20 protein-coding genes and 1 other RNA gene are annotated in these 19,809 nt (G+C 69.6%); 13 read left to right on the top strand and 8 right to left on the bottom strand.

What is annotated here, in order from left to right:
* Positions 1–66: 66 nt before the first annotated feature.
* From C5E41_RS07080 to C5E41_RS07065, 4 genes are read left to right on the top strand one after another with little or no spacing between them, the layout of a single operon-like run.
* Positions 67–960, top strand: coding sequence for a hypothetical protein (locus C5E41_RS07080; RefSeq protein WP_104375019.1), 894 nt, complete (start codon positions 67–69; stop codon positions 958–960).
* 58 nt (positions 961–1,018) lie between these two features.
* Entirely contained in the window at positions 1,019–1,513 is a 495-nt protein-coding gene (locus C5E41_RS34840; RefSeq protein ID WP_258080806.1) for a hypothetical protein, read from the top strand.
* Positions 1,513–2,475: a prolyl aminopeptidase gene (pip, locus tag C5E41_RS07070; protein WP_104375018.1), complete on the top strand. Its 963-nt coding sequence runs from the start codon at positions 1,513–1,515 to the stop codon at positions 2,473–2,475. Before C5E41_RS34840 ends, pip begins: the two co-directional genes overlap by 1 nt.
* Positions 2,472–3,341: a CHAD domain-containing protein gene (locus C5E41_RS07065; protein ID WP_104375017.1), complete on the top strand. Its 870-nt coding sequence runs from the start codon at positions 2,472–2,474 to the stop codon at positions 3,339–3,341. Before pip ends, C5E41_RS07065 begins: the two co-directional genes overlap by 4 nt.
* On the opposite strand, the gene C5E41_RS07060 is transcribed toward C5E41_RS07065, so the two are convergent.
* Together C5E41_RS07060 and C5E41_RS07055 are read right to left on the bottom strand one after the other, a co-directional pair.
* On the bottom strand, positions 3,329–4,798 hold the full coding sequence (locus tag C5E41_RS07060) for an RNB domain-containing ribonuclease (protein ID WP_104375016.1): 1,470 nt from the start codon (positions 4,796–4,798) through the stop codon (positions 3,329–3,331). The genes C5E41_RS07065 and C5E41_RS07060 overlap by 13 nt on opposite strands.
* Before the next feature lie 15 nt (positions 4,799–4,813).
* Positions 4,814–5,146 (bottom strand): hypothetical protein, encoded by a 333-nt coding sequence (locus C5E41_RS07055; protein WP_104375015.1) that lies wholly within the window; start codon positions 5,144–5,146, stop codon positions 4,814–4,816.
* A 797-nt stretch (positions 5,147–5,943) separates the two neighbouring features.
* On the opposite strand from C5E41_RS07055, the gene C5E41_RS07050 reads away from it, so the two are divergent.
* The 3 genes from C5E41_RS07050 to C5E41_RS07040 are packed head-to-tail and all read left to right on the top strand — an operon-like array spanning position 5,944 to position 7,371.
* Positions 5,944–6,777: an oxidoreductase gene (locus C5E41_RS07050; RefSeq protein ID WP_104375014.1), complete on the top strand. Its 834-nt coding sequence runs from the start codon at positions 5,944–5,946 to the stop codon at positions 6,775–6,777.
* A gap of 34 nt (positions 6,778–6,811) precedes the next feature.
* Positions 6,812–7,102: a nuclear transport factor 2 family protein gene (locus C5E41_RS07045; RefSeq protein ID WP_104375013.1), complete on the top strand. Its 291-nt coding sequence runs from the start codon at positions 6,812–6,814 to the stop codon at positions 7,100–7,102.
* Positions 7,099–7,371, top strand: coding sequence for a Clp protease N-terminal domain-containing protein (locus C5E41_RS07040; RefSeq protein WP_104375012.1), 273 nt, complete (start codon positions 7,099–7,101; stop codon positions 7,369–7,371). The genes C5E41_RS07045 and C5E41_RS07040 overlap by 4 nt, the downstream gene beginning before the upstream one ends.
* Positions 7,372–7,517: 146 nt before the next feature.
* Here the strand turns inward: C5E41_RS07040 and rnpB are convergent.
* Positions 7,518–7,935, bottom strand: an RNA gene (rnpB, locus tag C5E41_RS07035) — RNase P RNA component class A.
* A gap of 265 nt (positions 7,936–8,200) precedes the next feature.
* On the opposite strand from rnpB, the gene C5E41_RS07030 reads away from it, so the two are divergent.
* Positions 8,201–9,364 (top strand): alpha-hydroxy-acid oxidizing protein, encoded by a 1,164-nt coding sequence (locus tag C5E41_RS07030; RefSeq protein WP_104375011.1) that lies wholly within the window; start codon positions 8,201–8,203, stop codon positions 9,362–9,364.
* A 62-nt stretch (positions 9,365–9,426) separates the two neighbouring features.
* On the top strand, positions 9,427–10,314 hold the full coding sequence (locus C5E41_RS07025) for an alpha/beta hydrolase (protein WP_104375010.1): 888 nt from the start codon (positions 9,427–9,429) through the stop codon (positions 10,312–10,314).
* Positions 10,315–10,331: 17 nt separating this feature from the next.
* Here C5E41_RS07025 and C5E41_RS07020 read toward each other — a convergent pair whose 3' ends face one another.
* Complete coding sequence (locus C5E41_RS07020) at positions 10,332–11,573, bottom strand: bifunctional RNase H/acid phosphatase (RefSeq protein WP_104375009.1); 1,242 nt, start codon at positions 11,571–11,573, stop codon at positions 10,332–10,334.
* Between the two features lie 10 nt (positions 11,574–11,583).
* Positions 11,584–12,321 carry a zinc ribbon domain-containing protein gene (locus C5E41_RS07015; RefSeq protein WP_104375008.1) on the bottom strand — a complete coding sequence of 246 codons (738 nt, stop codon included), beginning with the start codon at positions 12,319–12,321 and terminating at the stop codon, positions 11,584–11,586.
* Positions 12,322–12,566: 245 nt separating this feature from the next.
* Here C5E41_RS07015 and C5E41_RS07010 point away from each other — a divergent pair, with 245 nt between their 5' ends.
* Positions 12,567–13,010, top strand: coding sequence for an OsmC family protein (locus tag C5E41_RS07010; protein ID WP_181063129.1), 444 nt, complete (start codon positions 12,567–12,569; stop codon positions 13,008–13,010).
* Between the two features lie 233 nt (positions 13,011–13,243).
* Here the strand turns inward: C5E41_RS07010 and C5E41_RS07005 are convergent, their stop codons facing one another.
* Entirely contained in the window at positions 13,244–14,365 is a 1,122-nt protein-coding gene (locus C5E41_RS07005) for a Nif3-like dinuclear metal center hexameric protein (RefSeq protein ID WP_258080805.1), read from the bottom strand.
* A gap of 361 nt (positions 14,366–14,726) precedes the next feature.
* On the bottom strand, positions 14,727–16,013 hold the full coding sequence (gene cobC, locus C5E41_RS07000; RefSeq protein ID WP_258080804.1) for an Rv2231c family pyridoxal phosphate-dependent protein CobC: 1,287 nt from the start codon (positions 16,011–16,013) through the stop codon (positions 14,727–14,729).
* Positions 16,014–16,131: 118 nt separating this feature from the next.
* On the opposite strand from cobC, the gene C5E41_RS06995 reads away from it, so the two are divergent.
* Positions 16,132–16,626, top strand: a complete 495-nt coding sequence (locus C5E41_RS06995; protein WP_104375007.1) for a low molecular weight protein-tyrosine-phosphatase — start codon at positions 16,132–16,134, stop codon at positions 16,624–16,626.
* Positions 16,627–16,631: 5 nt separating this feature from the next.
* Positions 16,632–17,651, top strand: coding sequence for an SURF1 family cytochrome oxidase biogenesis protein (locus C5E41_RS06990; RefSeq protein ID WP_104375153.1), 1,020 nt, complete (start codon positions 16,632–16,634; stop codon positions 17,649–17,651).
* A gap of 120 nt (positions 17,652–17,771) precedes the next feature.
* Here C5E41_RS06990 and C5E41_RS06985 read toward each other — a convergent pair whose 3' ends face one another.
* On the bottom strand, positions 17,772–18,764 hold the full coding sequence (locus tag C5E41_RS06985) for a cobalamin biosynthesis protein (protein ID WP_104375006.1): 993 nt from the start codon (positions 18,762–18,764) through the stop codon (positions 17,772–17,774).
* Between the two features lie 115 nt (positions 18,765–18,879).
* Between C5E41_RS06985 and sigJ the strand changes: the two genes are divergently transcribed.
* Positions 18,880–19,800, top strand: coding sequence for an RNA polymerase sigma factor SigJ (gene sigJ, locus C5E41_RS06980; RefSeq protein WP_439956466.1), 921 nt, complete (start codon positions 18,880–18,882; stop codon positions 19,798–19,800).
* Positions 19,801–19,809: the final 9 nt, after the last annotated feature.

The following is a 19,809-nucleotide window of genomic DNA, read 5'->3' as shown; positions in this document are numbered from 1 at the left end:
CGCCGGTGCGAGACCGGTTCCGGCCGGCCGCGCCGACGATCGGTGAGCTGGGTTAGGTTGTCCCGGATGAACGCGCCTGTATCGGTGGCCGATCAACCACTACGACCGCTGATCGACTGGGCCACCCGGGAACTCGCACAGCGCGGAATGACGGTGACCGGCGCGCAGGAGATGCGGCGCCGGGACTGGACGCTGCTCGCGCGCATCGAGACGAACGGCGAAGCTGTCTGGGCAAAGGCGAGTGCGCGCGCGTTCGCCCACGAGGGTCCGCTGCTGGCGGCGTTGGATCGGCTCGTTCCGGGATCGGCGCCGAAACCCCTTGCGATACACCGTGAGAACGGATGGTTCCTCGCAGGCGACGGCGGCGAGACCATGCGAACCGGACCACTCGACCGCCAATTCGCACTCCACGACACGGACGCGCCCCCGCCACGTCCGCCGGAATGGGAATCGGTACTGCGGTCCTATGCCGGCCTGCAGCACACCTTGTGCACGCACGCGGAGTCGTTGCGCGACACCGGAACTCCGTACCTTCCGCCGGCGCGCCTGATCGAGGTCTACCGCCACTTCGCCGATCGCGCCCCGGGACTGGAGTTCGCGATCGAATCGGCCGCTGCCGAGCTCGCGCAATACGGCCGGCTGAGCGTGGAACACAACGACCTGTATCCGGGCCACGTCTTCCGCACCACCGCCGCGGTATTCGACTGGGGCGACGCGCTGATCACCCATCCCTTCCTGTCCGTGCGCACGTTCCGGGATCCGCAGCGCGCGGCGTATTTCGACGCCTGGCGGGAACGGACCACCGTCACCGACCGCGAGATCGAGCTGGCCGGGCGCCTCGCGCCCCTGACCACCCTGCATTCGTGGCTGACGATCGACACCGCACCGGGCCGCCCGGGCGAACGGTTCGCGCCCTTCGTCGCCGAGATGCTGGACCTGCTGCGCGCGAACTTCGCCTGAGCCACCCGGCCACTCGCGGTGAGGTGGCAGACTCGTAGGTGCACAGCAGGAAATCCGGATGAACGCCGGAATCGAACAAAGGGAACAGATGTCGCAGAGCCGTTGGATGACTCGCGGAGCGCTCGCCGTCGGTGCGGCGCTGGGCGTCGTGCTGGTCGCCGGATGTGGTGGCGAAAGCACGGGTTCGGCCGGCCCCGAGAAATCGGGCGCCTCAGCGACGTCGACGGCCGCGCGTCCCAGCGGTTCGGCGGGCGTCACCGCCAAGCCGGGACAGACCAGTCCCGTCCAGGTGCCCGATCCGGTCGCGCAGAAGCTGTGCGACGCCATCTCGCCGCAGCTGTCGGACTGGCGGGTCCAGGGCCCGACGCTGGGCAAGGTGGCGCTGAACATCACGGTGCACCAGTGGGCCGCGGAGAGCGGCGGCATCAACCTGGCGGTGCTCGGCGACAAGGCCGTGGTGGACCGGATCACCACCAAGACCTGCTCGGATGTTCGCACGCAGGCGCTGCAGGCGCTGGAGCTGCCAGATCTCGCCTCGGGAATCGCCTTCTGATGCGCACCCTCTACCCGCCGCTGGAGCCCTACCGTGAGGGCATGCTCGACGTCGGCGATGGGCAGCACATCTACTGGGAGGAGTCGGGCAACCCCGACGGCAAGCCGGTGGTGTTCCTGCACGGCGGCCCCGGTGGCGGCACTGATCCGATGCACCGGCAGTTCTTCGATCCCGCCGCCTACCGGATCGTGCTGTTCGACCAGCGCGGGTGCGGGCGTTCGACGCCGCATGTGGCCGACGGGGCGAGTCTGGAGGTCAACACCACCTGGCATCTGGTGGCCGATATCGAGCGGCTGCGCACTCATCTGAGTATCGAGCGCTGGCAGGTCTTCGGCGGGTCCTGGGGTTCGACGCTGGCGCTGGCCTACGCCCAGACCCACCCCGAGCGCGTAACGGAGATGGTGCTGCGGGGCGTTTTCCTGTTGCGGCGCAAGGAAATCGACTGGTACTACAACGGCGCCGCCGGATTCGTCTATCCCGACGAATGGGAGAAGTACCTGGCGCCGATCCCGGACGACGAGCGCGACGGGGATCTGGTGGCGGCCTATCACCGGCTGCTGCACTCCCCCGATCACGACGTGGCGACCGCCGCCGCGGTGGCGTGGTCGAGTTGGGAGGGCGCGACGAGTTCGCTACTGCCACAGCCGGAACGGGTCGCAGAATCCGCCGAACCCCATTTCGCCCTGGCCTTCGCCCGCATCGAGAACCACTACTTCGTGCACGGCGGATTCCTGGAAGAGAACCAGCTGCTGCGCGATATCGACCGGATCGCACATATTCCCGTGGTGATCGTGCAGGGCCGCCACGATATCGTCTGCCCGGCGGTCAGCGCCTGGGATCTGCATCGGGCCTGGCCCGGTTCGCGCCTGCATCTGGTGGCCGATGCCGGTCATGCCGCGGCCGAGCCGGGGACCACCCATCATCTGATCGAGGCCACCGACGAATTCCGGGATCGGCGATGAGCGGTCCGGCCGGTCCCGCCGTCGTCGCCGCCCTCGGTGCGGATGTGGACCGGCTGCTGTCGGCGGAACCGAAGGTCCGTGCCGACGAATCGGATTCGGTGCATCAGATGCGGGTCGCCACTCGCCGGCTGCGGTCGGTGCTGCGGTCGTATCGAAAGGTGTTCCACCGCGACGAGATAGACGCCATCGGCGATGAATTGCGGTGGCTGGCAGGGCTGCTCGGCATCGCCCGCGACGCCGAGGTGCGCGCCGACCGGTTCGCGGCGCTGCTGGACGAATATCCCGACGTGCAGCGGCAGCTCGGGCGGCAGCTGGTGAGCGCGGAACGCGCGGCCTACACCGATGCCCACCGCACCGTGCTGCGGGAGCTCGACGGTGAGCGCTACGCCCTGCTGCGTGCGCGAGTGGTCGGCCTGCGCACCGACCCGCCGCTACGCCGCACACGCGCCCGCCGCGACGCCGACCGCGTGTTCAGGGCAGCAGTGCGCGCGGACCTGCGCCGGTTGAAAGCACGGGTCGACGCGGAACGAGCCGTCGAAGACGCCGATCGCGTCGACGCCCTGCACGATATCCGCAAGGCCGCCAAGCGTTTACGGTACAGCGCCGAGGCCGCCACCGATATCCTCGACGGACCCGCCGAGGACCTGGCCCGCCGCGCGAAGAAAGTGCAGGGCGTCCTGGGCGACCATCGCGATGCCATCGAGGCGCTGGCCATCATCACCGCCCGCGCCGAAATCGTGCGCGGCCGCGGCGACGATACGACCCCCTACGAATTGCTGTGCGCCGCCGAAGTCGACGCCGCGCGCATCGCCCTCGACCAGTACCCGTCGCTGATCGAATTCCTGAACTACGACTACCTGTCCTGAGCGGATGCGTCGCGCGAGTCCGCCGGGAAGCTGAAGCCCACCACGCGTTTATCGGGGTCCGCGATGTCCAGGCGCACCCGTACCCGCCGGCCTTCCGGCGGCGAGCCGGTGCATTTGGCGCCTACCGGCGGGTCGGCGACGAAGATCTCGGCGGATCGGTTGCCGTTGCCCTCGCGGATGACCACCGCCTCGAAGATGTCGCCCAGACGTGGTGCGAGAACGGTGGATTCGGTGAGATCGATGCACGCGCGTTCGAGTTTGCCGCCGACCGCGTCGCTGCGCCGCATCGCGTCGGCGGCGGCGCCGAGCCCGTCGCGAACCCACTGCGGTACCGGGGTGCCCGCGCAGCGAGCCAGGCAAATTTCGGTGGCGTAGCGGTCGGCGAGGCGGCGTAGCGGCGCCGTCACATGCGCGTAGGGGGCGCCGATACCGCTGTGCTGCAACACATCCGGCGCTTGGCTGTCGAGGACGGTGTAGGACGCGCCGCGCAGGAGGCTGGTCGCCTCCGAGTTCAGCACCAGCGCGGCGGGGGTGTTGGGATCCAGTCCGGCCAGCATCCGGCCCACCGGCATACCCGCCGGCCAGCGCACCCCGAGCGCGGCGGCGGTACGGTGCATGGACGCTATCGCCGAGGCCGGAGGCGCCGGCATGGTGCGCAGCAATCCGATTCGGGTGTCGGAATCGGTGTCGGCCAACATGATTCGGGCCGCGCAGATACCGGTGAGCAGGGAAACCTGTTCGTTCCAGTCGTCGGCGGCGGTGCGCGGCTCGACCGCCAACTGCCAGTGTTCGGTGTCGTGGTCGCGTCCGTCGGGGATCACCGATTGCGCAGGCAGCCGCAGTTCGATCGCGCCGCGGGCCAGACCGGCCTCGATGCGCAGGCGGCCGAATTCCGGCAGCGCGGCGATCGAAGGATGCAGGCGGCCGGCTTCGGCGTCGGCCTGGACGCCGGGATAGTCCAGGCGGGCGCGGGAACGAACCAGGGCGCGCTGCACCGAGAAGCGTCGCGGCTCGGCCTTGTCGTCGCAGACGATGGTCCAGAGCGCGGCGGGACGAACCGCACCGGGCAGCAGACTCGCCGACCCTTCCGAGAGCACTGGCGGATGCAGCGGCACGGTGCAGTCGGGCAGATAGAAGCTTTGTCCCCGTGCGAGGGATTCCCGCGCGAGCGCCCCGTCGGGCGCGACCACCGCGCCCACATCGGCGATGGCGTAGTGCAGCAGGAATCCGGCCGGGGTGCGTTCGAGATGCAGCGCCTGGTCGAGATCCAGGGCGCCGGGTGGGTCGATCGTCACGAACGGGATGTCGGTGCGATCGGCCCGGACGCCCGCGAACGCATCGGCTGCGTCGCGGGCCTCCGAGACCGCCTCGGACGGATACTCCGAGGCGAGTCCGAATTCGGATCGCACGACACCGAAATTCACCGGTGCCGAGACGATCCTGGGATGCAGTTCCACGCGGGGCGCTGAACCTTATTTGAGCGCCAGCATGGTGCCGTTCAGCTGATCGAACGGGCCGTACACGGTGAAGACGACGCGGCCGTCGGGGTACTGCGACGACAGGGCCGCCGCGGCATCGAGAGCCTGGCCGAACGAGGCCGCCGACGGGTGCGGCAGCACCGCGATCGACCGGCCGACGTGGGTCTGATGGACCCACTGGGTGTCACCGGGGCTGAGGTCCACCTGGACGCCACCCGGCAGCGGAGTGACCGCGACCGCGGACGCCGATCCCGCGCCCAGCACCGCCACACCCGACGCAGCCGCGGCGATCAATGCACCGGCCGCCAACTTGCGAACTACTCGCATATATACAGAACCTGCTTTCCGACACTCGTAGCACCCATAGTCGCTGCCGCCCCCGGCAGCGACACTTCCAACGGCCAACACTGTATGACGTCGGTCACGGTTCCGGCCACTCCGGGGCGGTTCGTCGCACAGGACACGCCGAGAGCAGCCGATTCGCCCGCGTTTGCCGAGAATGCGCCCACCGCCCGCACCGGGGCGCGGACCGCGCGAAGCTTCGGTGCCTGCGATTTCGCGACCGGCCCCACGACGGCGGCGACCGCGTTCCGCCGAGCGCATCAGGAGTCGACGAATCGTGTCGAGCACGAACTCCGACGGCCCGCGAACCGGATCATTCCGAATAGAAATAGCACACCATTCAGAGTGAACAGGTATCACTCCGACGGGTCGGACCTGCGTCCAGATCACGCTACCGCACGCCGAATCCCCGCGTCGAGTCCGTTTTCCGCTGGGCCTGCGACTGTCCGAGCGCGCTGTTACTGTTGCCGATGGTGACAGGCCCCGGCGTACCCACGGATTCGGGGGTCCGTGCAGTAACGAGAGTCCGCCGCGCGGCGAGAGTCGTCGAGTAATAGTTCCTCGAGTACAAGGAGTTCCACACCGCATGTCGTCCATCGTCTTCGACTACCTGCTGCCTCTCGTCGGTCCGGAGCAGGCGGCCTACTGGGCCCAGATTCTGGTGATCAACCCCGCCGGCTGATCACCGCACGACCGCACCCGGTGCCGGCGGCCCGCCGCGGGCACCGCATGCGGTCGCAAGGCCCGGCTTCGACGACGATCCGACACAGGAGGCCTCCACCATGACCACCGATCACGTCTGGTTCATCACCGGCACCAGCAGCGGCTTCGGCCGCGCGATCGCGGAGGCGGTGCTCGCCGACGGCGGCAGCGTGGTCGCCACCGCACGCAAAACCGAATCCCTTGCCGACCTTCGAGATCGCGCTCCGGAGCGGGTGCTCGTCGCGCAGTTGGACGTCACCGATCCGGCGTCGATCACCGCGGCGGTCGAGGCGGCGCGAGTTCGGTTCGGCCGCATCGACGTTCTGGTCAACAACGCCGGTTACGGACTGCGCGGCGCGCTCGAGGAATGCGACGACGAGCAACTGCGCGCACTGATGGAAACCAATGTCTGGGGCCTGATTTCGGTGACTGAGGCGGTGCTGCCGCTCATGCGGGCCCAGCGCAGCGGGCATATCGTGCAGCTGTCCTCGGTCGGCGGGGTGCGCGCCCGGCTCGGCGGAACCCCTTACGCACTCAGCAAATTCGCGGTCGAGGGACTCTCGGAGGGCTTGTCGTACGAGGTCGCGCCGTTCGGCATCAAGGTCACCATCGTGGAGCCGGGACCGTTCCGCACCGATTTCGCCGGACGATCCATCCAGTGGGCCGCATCGATGCCCGAATACACACCCGTCTTCGCCGAGGAACGCGAGCGCTTCCAAGCCCAGGACGGCGCCCAGCCCGGGGATCCGGCCCGCGCCGCCGCGGCCATCCTGCGCGCGGTCGCCATGGACGAGCCGCCCTTGCGGCTGCCGCTGGGCCCCGAGGCGTTCGCCGGCATCCGCGCCACCCTCACCCAGCGCCTCGCCGATCTGGACGAGCTCGAACCCTGGGCCGCCGACACCGGCTTCCGCTGACCACTCCCTCGCCCCGACCGCCGGAGGACCCGCCATGCTGCCCGCGGAAGACCACTTCGCGATCACCGACCTGATCAATCTGCACGGCCACCTGACCGACAACGGCGATTTCGACGGCTGGCCGGCACTGTTCGCCGAGGACGTCGTCTACGACGTCAGCGCCAGCGCGTCGGCGCGGGCTGGAAGATCACCCACCGCATCGTGCGCCCACGGCGGAAACCGCTGCGACCGTGATCCGGCGACCCTTGCGCTGATCACGGAACATGCCAATATTGCTCCCAATATTGCTCCGAAGTTGCCCGCGAGGGTGATCATGGAGGCATGAACGCGGAACCGCTACCGCACACCCCCGCCCTGCGACGAATGCTGGACGATGCCTCGGCGATCGCGCGCCGGGCGGGCCATACCGCCCTCGGCACCGAACACCTCGTCCTGGCCGGCCTGCAGGACCCGAATTCCGCTGTCGCCCACGCCTTTCACCGCGCGGGCGCCGATCTGGCGGCGATCTCGGACGCCTTGCACGAAACCTTGCGCAACGGACCGTACCCGAACCCGACCGAGCATCCGGACAACGGCGAGGGCTGTGCGCGCTAGCTGAACGCGGTCGGTCAGCGAAGTGAGGTTTCGCCGCCGACCGTGAACTCGGTGACCTGCGCTTCGCGGATCATCGCGCCCCGCTCGTCGGACATCCCCGCACGGCAAAATCGAGGGTCTCATGCCGCGAACGAGAATCCCCGAAGGGGACGAGTCGGTCTGTAAGCCGGATCCTGTTCCCGGTTCGCACCGGGAGGCGACCATCCATCTGGGTGCACCGTCGCCGGGCACCTCGAGCAGCCAACCCGCAGGCTCGGGCGAGCAGCCCTCGGGCACCTGCGCAGCCGCACTCGCGAGAGTGCGACCTTCGACCTTGCTCCGGGCGGGGTTTACCGAGCCGCCCCGGTCACCCGGGGCGCTGGTGCGCTCTTACCGCACCGTTTCACCCTTACCGGCGGACCTCCGGAGAGACCGCCGGCGGTCTGTTTTCTGTGGCACTGTCCCGCGGGTCACCCCGGGTTGCCGTTAACAACCGCCCTGCTCTGTGGAGTCCGGACTTTCCTCGGCGACGGGCGGCGGCACAGCTGTGCCCGTTCCCGTCGACGCGGTCGCCCGACCGACTCGTCGCGCACCATTGTGCCGTGCGGGCGGCGCCGAGCGCACGCCGCCCCGGCTATCGCTCCCGTACGTCGGCACCACCGGCTCGGAGGTCGCGTGCCCACGCCTGCGACCACGGCTCGTGCCGGTGTCGCGGGGCGACCCCCCGATCCGACCCGGGCACCGGCGCGATCGTGGCGCGGTACCGCCGGTCACGCATACAGTGAAGCCCGCATTCGCCGTCGAGCGCGCATACTCGCCGGCGAACCGACGGCACAGAAGGGCAGCGCACATGGGGTTCGGCGACTTCCAGAACGAGATCTACTTCCAGGGGCTGCGCGGTGTCGTACCGGAGTACCCGGTCGCGTTCGCCGAACTCGAACAGCGCGCGCAGGCGGCTATGCCGCCCTCGATCTGGTCGTACGTGGCCGGCGGCGCGGGCGACGAGCGCACCCAGCGCGCCAACGTCACCGCCTTCGACCGCTGGGGGCTCATCCCCCGCATGTTCGTTGGCGCGAAGGAGCGCGACCTGTCGGTCGATCTGTTCGGAATGACGTTTCCCACACCGCTTTTCATGGCTCCGGTCGGCGTGATCGGCCTCTGCGCGCAGGACGGCCACGGCGATCTGGCGACCGCCCGCGCCGCCGCCCGCACCGGTGTCCCGATGGTGGCCTCGACCCTGACGGTCGATCCGCTCGAGGATCTCGCCGCCGAATTCGGTGACACCCCGGGCTTTTTCCAGCTCTACACGCCCACCGACCGCGAGCTCGCGGCCAGCCTGGTGCACCGCGCGGAGCAGGCCGGGTACAAGGGCATCGTCGTCACCCTCGACACCTGGATCACCGGCTGGCGGCCGCGCGATCTGTCCACCGGTAACTTCCCGCAGCTGCGCGGACACTGCCTCGCCAACTACTTCACCGATCCGGTCTTCCTCTCCGGTCTGCAGCGCTCACCGGAGGAGGATCCGATAAGTGCGGTGCTGCGGTGGGTGCAACTGTTCGGCAACCCGCTGCGTTGGGAGGATCTGGCCTGGCTGCGTTCGCTCACCGAGCTGCCCCTGATCGTCAAGGGAATCTGCCATCCCGACGATGTGCGCCGGGCCCGCGACGGTGGTGTGGACGGCATCTACTGCTCGAATCACGGTGGGCGCCAAGCCAATGGCGGACTGCCCGCGCTCGACATGTTGCCCGAGGTCGTCGCCGCGGCAGAGGGCCTGCCGGTGCTGTTCGATTCCGGAATCCGCAGCGGCGCAGACGTCGTCAAGGCGCTCGCGCTCGGTGCCACCGCGGTCGGAGTGGGCCGGCCCTACGCCTACGGTCTGGCGCTCGGCGGGGTGAACGGAATCGTGCACGTCCTGCGCACTCTGCTGGCGGAAGCGGACCTCATCATGGCGGTCGACGGTTACCCGGCGCTGAAGGATCTGACTCGCGAATGTTTGCGTTCCGTTCACCCGTAATCGTGCCCTGAGCGGGGATCCACGTCTGCGGCCGAGCGCGCGACACAGTACGGTATTCGCCCATGGAGCGTGTCGAGGTGGGGTTCGGTTCGGGAAGCGAACAGTGTGCAGCGTGGCTCTATCTTCCGGACGGCCCGCCCAAACCGCGTCCGCTGGTCATCATGGGGCACGGGCTGGGCGCGAACCGGGAAATGGGTCTGGATCGCTACGCACGCCGGTTCGCCGCGGCCGGAATGGGCGTGCTGGTCTTCGATTACCGGCATTTCGGGGCCAGCGGTGGTGAACCGCGCCAGCTGATCAATATCGCCCGCCAGCGCGACGACTGGCGCGCCGCGATCGCCTTCGCCCGCACCCTCAAGGGGTTCGACGCGACGCGAATCGCGTTGTGGGGCAGCTCCTTCGGCGGCGGGCACGTGCTGTCGATCGCCCACGAGGACGACTACCTGGCCGCGGTCGTGGCGCAGTGCCCGTTCAGCAGCGGCTGGTCCTCGGCGATGGCGAAGGGGCCGATCAGCCTCACCAAGACCGGCACCCTCGCGCTCATCGATATCCTCGTGGGCCCGATCCGCCGCAAGCCGGTGGGCGTGCGCCTGGCCGGGCGCAAGCGTTCGGCGGCGTTGATGAGTGCCTCCGACGTACCCGAGGGTTTCGGCCGCCTCGCCGAGGAGAGCGAGCAGTACCAGCCGAAAGTGGCTGCCCGCGTGGGTATGTCGGTGGTGTTCGATTCACCGTGGCGGCGCACCAAGGGCATCAAGGTTCCGGTGCTGTACGCGGTGTGCGACAACGATTCGGTCGCGCCGGTGGGTCCGACGCTCAAGGCCGCCGAACGCACCAAACACGGCATCGTGAAGCGATACCCGATCGGGCACTTCGACATCTACTTCGACGACTGGTTCGAGAAGGCCGTCCACGACCAGACCGAATTCCTGGTGTCGGTCCTGCGTCCCTGACTGTCGCCGGTCGGCGTTCAGAGATACGAGGTGTCGTTGACCAGCCGCACCGACGATCCGCCGTCGGGATAGAACTCGGCGATCGACAGCGACGCCAGGTCCAGGTGCAGCCGATACAGCAGCGACGGACCGGCTTCCAGGGCCAATTGCAGCAGTGTCTTGATCGGCGTCACGTGGCTGACCACGACGACGTTCTGCCCCGGATACAGCGCGAGCAGATCGCGACGCGCCGCTTCGACGCGTTCGCGCACCTGGGCGAAGCTCTCCCCGCCGGGGGCGGGCAGCGACGGATCACCGAGCCAGCGCTGATGCAGGTCCGGATCCCGTTGTGCCGCTTCGGTGAACGTGAGGCCTTCCCATTCGCCGAAATCGGTTTCGGTCAGCGCGTCCAGCACGCGCACCGGGACGTCGAGGGCCTGGGCCGCGGCCTGCGCGGTCTCACGAGCCCGGCCCAGCGGCGAGGTGACGACCGCGGCGATATCGCCTTTCGCGGCGAGATACTTCGCGGCACGGGCGGCCTGTTCCCGGCCGAGCGCGGTGAGTTCCGGATTTCCGCGCCCGGAATACCGTCGCTCCACCGACAATGCGGTCTGGCCGTGCCGCAACAGCAACAGCCGGGTCGGCCGCCCGCGGGCGCCGGTCCAGCCCGGACCGGCCGTCGCCGCAGTCGTCTCCTGCACGACCGGATCCTCGTGCGCGGCACGGGCGTCGGCCGCTTCGTCGATCCAGCTCGGCAGCTCCGTCTCGACGCCGCGCGCCGACACCGATTCCTGCGCAACCGATTCCGATTCGGCCACGCTGTCGATCACCGAGCGCTCGGTATCCGCCTCGCGCACCTCGGCGACCACCACCGCATCGTCCATGGCCTCGTTGGCGAGCCGATCGGCATGCGAATTCTGCTCGCGCGGAATCCAGTGGAAACTCACTCGGTCGAAGCCCGCGACCAGCTGCCGGGCCCGCTCGGCGAGCGGAATCATGGCCGCGTGCTTGACCTTCCAGCGTCCCGACATCTGCTCGACGACGAGTTTGGAGTCCATGCGCACCTCGACGGTGCGCGCGCCCAGTTCCGCGGCGGCCGCCAAACCGGCGATGAGACCGCGGTATTCGGCGACATTGTTCGTGGTGACGCCGAGATATTCGCGACGTTCGGCGAGGATCGTGGCGTGGTCGGAATCGAAGATCACCGCGCCGTAGCCGGCCGGGCCCGGATTGCCTCGCGAGCCGCCGTCGGCCTCGACGATCACCGTACGTACCGTCATCGCCGGCCCGTCACAATCCGGACTGCTTGGTGCGCACCAGGATCGCACCGCATTCGGGACAGCGCACCACGACCTGCGGATCGGTCTTGGCGATCCGCGCGATCTCACCGCGGTCGAGTTCGATGCGGCAGGCGCCGCACCGGCGAGCCTGCAACAGCGCCGCGCCGACACCGTGCTGGGCGCGCTGCTTGTCGTAGATCGCGAGCAGTTCGTCCGGGAATCCGGCGAGCAGCTGTTCGCGGTCGGCGTCGCAGCGCCGCGCGGCCACATCAAGGTCGGCGACCGCGTCGTCGCGGCGGCTCTGCGCCAGGGTCAGATCCTCCTCGGCCCGCGAGAGGTTGGCGCCCGCGTGCTGGTGGTCGGCCTCGGCCGCCTCGCGCCGCTCCATCACCTCGAGCAGTTCGTCCTCGAGGACTCCGCGCCGGCGCTCCAGGCTGCCCAGTTCGTGCTGCAACTCCGAGAGCTGCTTGGCACCCACGTTGCCGCCCTCGAGCATGCCGCGGTCGCGGGCTTCGCGTTTGCGCACGGCGTCGATCTCGCCCTCGAGCTTGCGAATGTCGCGGTCGAGATCGTCGAGCTGGATCTCGACCTTGACCGCCGCATCCTTGCGGTCGGTGCGTTCGGCTTCCAGCCGCTGCACTTCCTGCTGTTCGGGCAGCACCTTGCGGCGATGCGCGATCCGCGTCAACTCGGCGTCGACGGCCGCGAGGTCGAGCAGTTTGGCCTGGATCGGTGGTTCGACATTCAACGCGGGACGTACTCCTCGACACTATGGACGGTTGCGGGACGCCGGGCAGCGGGTGCGCGACGCCGGTGCTCAACCGTACTCTGCCCGCGGCCGGTTTCGTTCCAACCCCGCGTCGCCCGCCCGCGACCACCGCATACAGCGCGCTCGACGGGTTGCCAACCCGACGCCGGGGCCGCCGAATCCGCTTCGCACCCACCCGGCGCAACTCGGGTGCGCAGCTGCCGTGGCTGTGAGACTCTGACCGGATGGGCGAACATCGCTACCGCGTGGATGTGGTGTGGACCGGCGCCACCACCGACTACCGCTCGTATTCGCGCAATCACGAGGTGCTCGCCGAGGGGCGGCCACCATTGCCGGGATCGGCGGACCCGGTCGTCGGCCGGGGCGACGCGACGCGCTGGAATCCCGAGCAACTCCTGGTCGCCTCGCTCTCGGAATGCCACATGCTCTGGTATCTGCATCTGTGCGTGGAGGCCGGAATCGTCGTGATCGACTATCTCGACGAGGCCGAAGGCGTGATGAACGAACAGCGCTTCGAACACGTCACCCTGCACCCGCGCGTCACCATCACCGACGCCGCTCGGGTCGAGCAGGCTCGCGCACTCCACGCGCAGGCGCACAAGCGCTGCTTCGTCGCCAACTCGGTCAATTTCCCGGTCGATCACAACCCGGACATCCGGGTCGGGTGAATCCGCGCCGGCTCCACGGTCGAAGCCGTGGCTCGCCGGCCGGGAGGTTCGCACCGCGCACATCTGCCGCATCGGCAGCCGGCCGAATGCGAACTGCCGTGTTCTACCGCCGTCTCTTCGCCGCGCCGATCTGCTGCGCACCCTGTGCGGAATTCGGGCGCCGAGCGAGCAGGGGTCTGTTCACCCGTCGGCCGCGCTGACGACCGACCGGCCGGTGACCGCTGTTCGGCCCGTCAGTCGTCGGCGGCGCCGAGAGTCCAGGGGTCGGTGCGGAGCGTGCTGACCCGGGTCTGCAGGCCCGGAAAAGCTTCTTGCACAACATCTTGCGCTTGGGCGCACCACGGGAATTCGCTGGCCCAATGAGCGACGTCGACGAGGGCGGGGCCGCCCGCGCGGAGGTGCTCATCGGCCGGATGGTGGCGCAGGTCGGCGGTGACGTAGGCGTCCACGCCGCGCCGCGCGACGGTATCCAGGAAGGAATCGCCGGCGCCGCCGCATACCGCGACGGTGCGGATTTCCCGGTCGGGATCGCCGGCCGCGCGCACGCCCCACACGGTGCCGGGCAGGGCGGCACGTATGCGAGCGGTGAAGACGCGCAACGTTTCCGGTTCCGGCAGCGTGCCGATGCGTCCCAGGCCCTGTCCCGTGGGCAGGGCCGCGCGTTCGGTCACGTCGAAGGCCGGTTCCTCGTAGGGATGGGCGGCGCGCAAGGCGGCCAGCACCGCGGCGCGGGCCGACGGCGGTGCTACCACCTCGACACGGTCCTCCTCGACGAACTCCAGATCGCCGACCTGCCCGATCGCCGGATTGGCCCCCGCCATCGGCCGGAACTGCCCGGTTCCCGGGACCCGCCAACCACATTCGCTGTACAGGCCCGCACCGCCCGCGCCCGCCTCGAACATCGCGGCCAGCACCGCGTCGGTGTGGGCGCGCGGCACGAACACCACCCACGTGTCCACGGGTGTCGCCGCTTTCTGCTCCAGCGGCCCGGTCACCGTGAGCCCGAGCGTGTGGGCGAGGGCGTCGGACACCCCGGGATCGGCCGAATCGGCGTTGGTGTGCGCGGTGAACAGCGCACAGTCGTTGCGGATCAGCCGATGCAGCAGCGCGCCCTTCGGAGTACTCGCGGCCACGGTGTCCACGCCGCGCAGCAGCAGCGGATGGTGCACGACCAAAGCCTGTGCACCCCAATCGATCGCCTCATCGACGACGGCGGCGGTGGCATCGACCGCGAACAGCACCCGAGATACCCGGGCCCCCGGATCACCGCAGACCAGCCCCACCGAATCCCAGGGCTCCGCCAGTCGGGGCGGATAGGCGCCGTCGAGGACACCGATCAAGTCCGTCAGCGTCACAACAGAATTCGTCGCTGTCACCACCGCACCTCCACCGTTTCGCCGTCCCGGTCATTATCCACTCCGATGCCGCCTGCCGGGCCGGACCGCGCCGCGTGCCTCCGCGCAGCCGGGCAGCCGGGCAGCCGGGCAGCCGGGCAGCCGGGCAGCCGGGCAGCCGGGCAGCCGGGCAGCCGGGAAATGCGCAATACCACACTCAGTGACAACGCCGCATCCGTCTCTTTCCGCAATTGCTCAGCGCAAAGCTCCCCTCCACCTCCGGCGCGCACGCTGCGCCCACACTGGGCGGAGGCAGGATCGGCTGCCGGATGCGGTCGACAGCGAGAACTCCGCGCCGGGCGCTCGGACACGGCGCGAATCCTCACAGCCCGACGGCCTCGATCGCGGCGACCAAACGATCGACAGCGTCGCTGTCGCGGACCGCCAGGCGTAAGAACTCACCGTCGAGGCCCGGGAAGGTGTCGCCCCGCCGGACACCGATATCTCTGTCCGCCAGATGTTTCCGCAGCAACTCTCCGTCGGGCACGCGGATCAGCAGGAAGGGGCCGGCGGCCGGTTCGTGCACGTCGATGCCGAGGGCCCGCAGGCGGGGAATCATCGCCTCCCGCTCGGCCACGATCCGGGCCGCGCTCGCATCGGCTTCGGCGATCGCGTGCGCTTCGCAGGTCGCCGCGATCGCTTCGAGCTGCAACGTACCCAGCGGCCAATGCGGGCGACCGTGGTTCAACCGGTTCAGCAGTTCGGGCGGACCCAGCAGATATCCGCACCGCAACCCGGCCAGCGCCCATGTCTTGGTCAGGCTGCGCAATACCAGAACGTCCGGATACGACTGTCCCGCAAGTGTTTCCGGCTCGCCCGGCACCGCATCGGCGAAGGCCTCGTCGACCACCACGATGCGACCGGGCCGGCGCAGCGATTCGATCACCGCGCGAGGATGCAACACCGAGGTCGGATTGGTCGGATTGCCGAGCACCACCAGATCAGCATCCTCGGGTACCCGCGCCCCGGCCAGCTCGTAGGGCGGTGCCAGCACCACCCGAGTGACCGGAACATCGGCCTCGCGCAGAGCGAGTTCCGGTTCGGTGAACGACGGATGGATGACGGCCGCCAGCCGCGATGCCAGCCGCGGCAACAGCGCGAATCCCTCCGCGGCCCCGGCGAGCAGCAACACCTCCTCGGGCGCGCGGCCGTGCCGTGCCGCCACGATCGCGCGCACCGCGTCGGCCTCGGCCTCGGACGGGTACCGCCCCAGCTCGGGCAGTCGCGCGGCCAGCCGCCGCAGCAACCACTCCGGTGGCGCGTCGCCCCGCACATTCACCGCGAAGTCGAGCATCCCCGGCCGCACGTCGCGATCCCCGTGATGCCGCAACGCCGAACGATCGAACGGCGTAACACCGATCCCGGCACGACCGGACTGCGCGTCGGCGAATCGCGAACCGCCGAACCCGGCACCCCCGAACCCGGCGCCCCCGAGGGCTGCCACACCGCCGGTTTCGATGCGTTCGCCGGAATCGCACGCTTCGCGGTCCACGGTCGCCGATTCGTCGTGCGACGTTCCCTCGAACGCCCGCATGCTGCCCATCTCCCCGTGACCGCCCACGAAGGAGCCGGCACGCGTCACATCGGCGTCGGCTGCGGGTCCGGCCACGGGCCTATCGCTCGGGCGGCTTCGGCGCGACCGCGTGCCGGCGGTCGTGGGGGTGTCCTCGGGCACAGCCACCTACCCTACGTGGCCGCCGCCCGCACCGACCGGCCACAATGGGTGCGTGGGCGAGCTGCACGTGACCTTCATCTGCACCGGCAATATCTGCCGGTCGCCGATGGCCGAGAAGATCTTCGCCGCGCATCTGGAACGAGCCGGACTGGCCGATCGGGTGCGCGTGAGCAGCGCCGGCACCACCGCCTGGCATGTCGGCTCGGACGCCGACCCGCGCACCACCGCCCTGCTCACCCGGCACGTATATCCGATCGGGCACGTCGCGGCCATGATCGGCCCCGATCATCTCGATGCCGATCTGCTGGTCGCGCTGGATTCCAACCACGATCGGGAACTGACCCGGTTGCGGATCCCGGAAGCGCGGCGGCGACTGCTGCGCAGCTTCGACCCCGACGCCGACGATCACGACGTCCCCGATCCCTACTACGGCGACGACACCGATTTCGAGCTCGTGCGCGAGCAGATCGAGGCGGCCGTTCCCGCGCTGCTGGACTGGGTGCGCGAACAACTCGGCGAGCCCGCGACGGCCGGACCGCGGCAATGAACATCCTGCGCCGGCTCACCTTCCTCCTGCGGCCCAGCTGGGCGATTCTGGCGGTCGTCGTGGTCGCGTTCGCCTACTTGTGCTTCACCGTGCTCGCGCCCTGGCAGCTGGGCAAGAACACCTCGACGTCACATCGCAACGACCTGATCGCGGCCTCGGTGAACGCCGACCCGGTCCCGGCGAAGAACCTGCTGAACACGGGCGAGGGCACGCCACCGGCCGGGACGAATCCGGCCGACACCGAATGGCGGCGGGTGGTCGCGACCGGTAGTTATGTGCCGAATTCGATGGTGGTCGAGCGATTGCGGCGGCTCGACGATCAGCCCGCCTACGGGGTGCTGGCCGCCTTCCGGCTCGACGACGGCCGGGTCGTGCTCGTCGATCGCGGCCTGATCGCGGCGGTGAACGGCTCGGATCTGCCGGCGATCGCGGAGCCGCCATCGGGTCCGCAGCACATCGAGGGACGGGTCCGTAAGTCCGAGGGCGCCATCCCCGGCAAGGATCCGATGGTCCGTGACGGCCTCCGTCAGGTGTATTCGGTCGACACCGCTCAGCTCGCCACGGTTCTCGGCACGCCGCTGACCAGCTTCGCCACCGGCGAGCACGGCGGCTATCTGCAATTGGACGCCGGCCAGCCCGGCGCCTTCACCCCCGAGCCACTCCCCCAGCTCGACGCGGGCCCATATCTCTCGTACGGGCTGCAGTGGATCGCGTTCGGTGTGATGGCCCCGCTCGGCCTCGGCTACTTCGTCTATGCCGAAATCCGCGAACGCCGCCGCGACCGTGCCGCCGCGGAGGCGGCTACGGCCACCCCGAGTGAGCACGTCCCGGCCATGAGCACAGCCGGATCTCCCGCTGCCGAATCAGCCGAAAGCATGAGCACCGCCGCGGCTTCCGCCCCATCGGATTCGGCTCCGAATGCCCAGCCGGAGACCGCACCCGCACCGGACGAGCCACCGGCCGCGCCGAAACCACGCACCACCGCGGACCGCCTCGCCGACCGCTACGGCAACGCCCGCCGCTGACCGGCTCCCGCACAATCCGACCGCTTCACGACCGGCTCGATCGACTTATTTGGCTATTGATTGATACAGCTAGATCGTTTCGATGCGAGCGGAGAACGGGATGAACGCCATCCGGCAGGCCTACGACGCCGTACAGCGATCGTGGACCCGGCAGCCTGGGCGGCGCCCGAGCGCGTACGCGGTCGCGGCCGCCACCACCGCGGCCGTCAGCTGCACTCCGTTGGACAATCGCACCGCCCGGCGCAGGTCGGGTACCTGCGGGGTCCGCCCATCGCCCAGCACCGGCCGCATCTCGGTCCCGTGGCGATACTCGGTCCGCCCGCCCAGCGCCACGCCCAGCGCTCCGGCCATCGTGGCCTCGGCGACGCCCGCATTGGGGCTCGGGTGTGCCCCGGCGTCGCGGCGCCACGCGCGCCACGCATGGCCGGGCCGCCCGCCCACCAGCGGTGCGAGCATCACGGTGAGGACCCCGCTCACCCGCGCGGGCAGCAGATTCGCGAGATCGTCGACGCGCGCGGCGGCCCAGCCGAAGTTGGTGTAGCGCTCGTTGCGATAGCCGACCATCGCGTCGAGTGTGTTGATCGCGCGGTAGCCGAGCAGCCCCGGTACCCCCGCGACCGCACCCCACACCAGCGGCGCGACGGTGGCGTCGGAGGTGTTCTCGGCAATGGATTCGACCGCGGCACGGGCCAATCCGTCGGCGTCGAGGGCTTCGGGATCGCGTCCGCACAGCGCGGGCAGCACCTCCCGCGCACCGGTCAACTCCCCCGTCTCCAGCCGATTTGCCATCTCGCGTCCGGTCCGGGCGAGCGTGGTGCCGCCGAGCGCGATCCACGTGCCGACCGCGGTGGTCACGATCGTGCCGACCCCCGCGCGACGACCGGCACGGCCCCCGACCCTGTCCGCGCCCGCCCCCAAGACGACGACCCCGCCCACCAACACGATCTCGTGGACGACACCGGCACCACGCGTATCGCGATATCCCGCCGATTCCAGCGCAGCCGCCGCCGTCCCGAACAGCGCCACCGGATGTCCCCGCCGCGGATCACCCAGAAGTCGATCCGCCGCGAATCCGATCAGCAGTCCCGCGGCCCGCGCCGTTCCATATCGCACCGGGCGAGACTATCGGCCCCCTCCGGCACCCCGATGTCACACTCGGCCTGGCGGCATCGTCACGATAGGGAGGCACCGCGTGGCGGGCCCGCCCGGCGAGACGAGGATGGCAGCTGTGACGACCGGACACGACGATATCGACCAGACCGAACTGGCACGGCAGTTCGAGGAGCATCGCCAGTATCTGCGCCGCGTGGCCTACAGCACGCTGGGCAGTCTCAGCGATGCCGACGACGTCGTGCAGGAGGCGTGGCTGCGGCTGCAACGCTGGTACGAAACCCGTTCTCCCGGTGAGCGAATCGACAATCTGCGCGCCTGGCTGACCACCGTCACCGGCCGCCTCGCGCTGGATCAGCTGGGTTCGGCCCGGGCGCGCCGCGAACAGTACGTCGGTGAATGGCTGCCGGAACCGGAGGTCACCAGCTGGGACGACCCGGCCGACCGCATCTCGCAGGACGAGCGCGTCACCACCGCCCTGCTGGTGGTACTCGAATCGCTCTCGCCCGCCGAACGCACCGCCTTCGTGCTGCAGGACATCTTCGGCATGACCGGTCCCGAGGTCGCCGACGTGGTGGGCCGCACGCCCGCCGCCGTCCGCCAGCTCGCCTCCCGCGCCCGCAAGCACGTCGAGGACGGCACCCCACGCTTCCCGGCCTCCCGCGACGAACACGAGAAGGTGGTCTCGGCCTTCTCCGCGGCCTGGCGGTCGGGCAATCTGAGCGGCCTGCTCGGTGTGCTCGACGAGAACGTCACCCTGACCGCCGACGGTGGTGGTCGCGTGCCCGCGATCCGGCAGCCGGTGCGGGGCGCCGAACTGGTGGCCAAGCTGTACTTCGGCTGGTACCGCGCCGGAACCGGGGCATGGGCGCGTATGGTTCACGTCAACGGCCTGCCGGGCCTCATGGTCTTCGACGGCAACCATGTGGGGATCATGGCCTTCACCGTCGAACAGGACCGCATCACCTCGATCGCGATCGTCCGCAATCCGGAGAAGCTGCACGATCTGCCCGAGGGCGAACCGGATTGGACGATGTGAGGGTCCGCG

It is taken from the genome of Nocardia nova (assembly GCF_002933465.1).
Lineage (GTDB): Bacteria > Actinomycetota > Actinomycetes > Mycobacteriales > Mycobacteriaceae > Nocardia > Nocardia nova_B.
This window is presented reverse-complemented; position numbering and strand designations above follow the sequence as displayed.

Coding starts and splice junctions, on each gene's coding strand:
- C5E41_RS07025 (WP_104375010.1), top strand. CDS start 9,427: ATGGAGCGTGTCGAGGTGGGGTTCGGTTCGGGAAGCGAACAGTGTGCA.
- C5E41_RS07020 (WP_104375009.1), bottom strand. CDS start 11,573: ATGACGGTACGTACGGTGATCGTCGAGGCCGACGGCGGCTCGCGAGGC.
- C5E41_RS34840 (WP_258080806.1), top strand. CDS start 1,019: ATGAACGCCGGAATCGAACAAAGGGAACAGATGTCGCAGAGCCGTTGG.
- C5E41_RS07050 (WP_104375014.1), top strand. CDS start 5,944: ATGACCACCGATCACGTCTGGTTCATCACCGGCACCAGCAGCGGCTTC.
- C5E41_RS07045 (WP_104375013.1), top strand. CDS start 6,812: ATGCTGCCCGCGGAAGACCACTTCGCGATCACCGACCTGATCAATCTG.
- C5E41_RS07080 (WP_104375019.1), top strand. CDS start 67: ATGAACGCGCCTGTATCGGTGGCCGATCAACCACTACGACCGCTGATC.
- C5E41_RS07065 (WP_104375017.1), top strand. CDS start 2,472: ATGAGCGGTCCGGCCGGTCCCGCCGTCGTCGCCGCCCTCGGTGCGGAT.
- C5E41_RS07010 (WP_181063129.1), top strand. CDS start 12,567: ATGGGCGAACATCGCTACCGCGTGGATGTGGTGTGGACCGGCGCCACC.
- C5E41_RS07055 (WP_104375015.1), bottom strand. CDS start 5,146: ATGCGAGTAGTTCGCAAGTTGGCGGCCGGTGCATTGATCGCCGCGGCT.
- C5E41_RS07030 (WP_104375011.1), top strand. CDS start 8,201: ATGGGGTTCGGCGACTTCCAGAACGAGATCTACTTCCAGGGGCTGCGC.
- pip (WP_104375018.1), top strand. CDS start 1,513: ATGCGCACCCTCTACCCGCCGCTGGAGCCCTACCGTGAGGGCATGCTC.
- C5E41_RS07040 (WP_104375012.1), top strand. CDS start 7,099: ATGAACGCGGAACCGCTACCGCACACCCCCGCCCTGCGACGAATGCTG.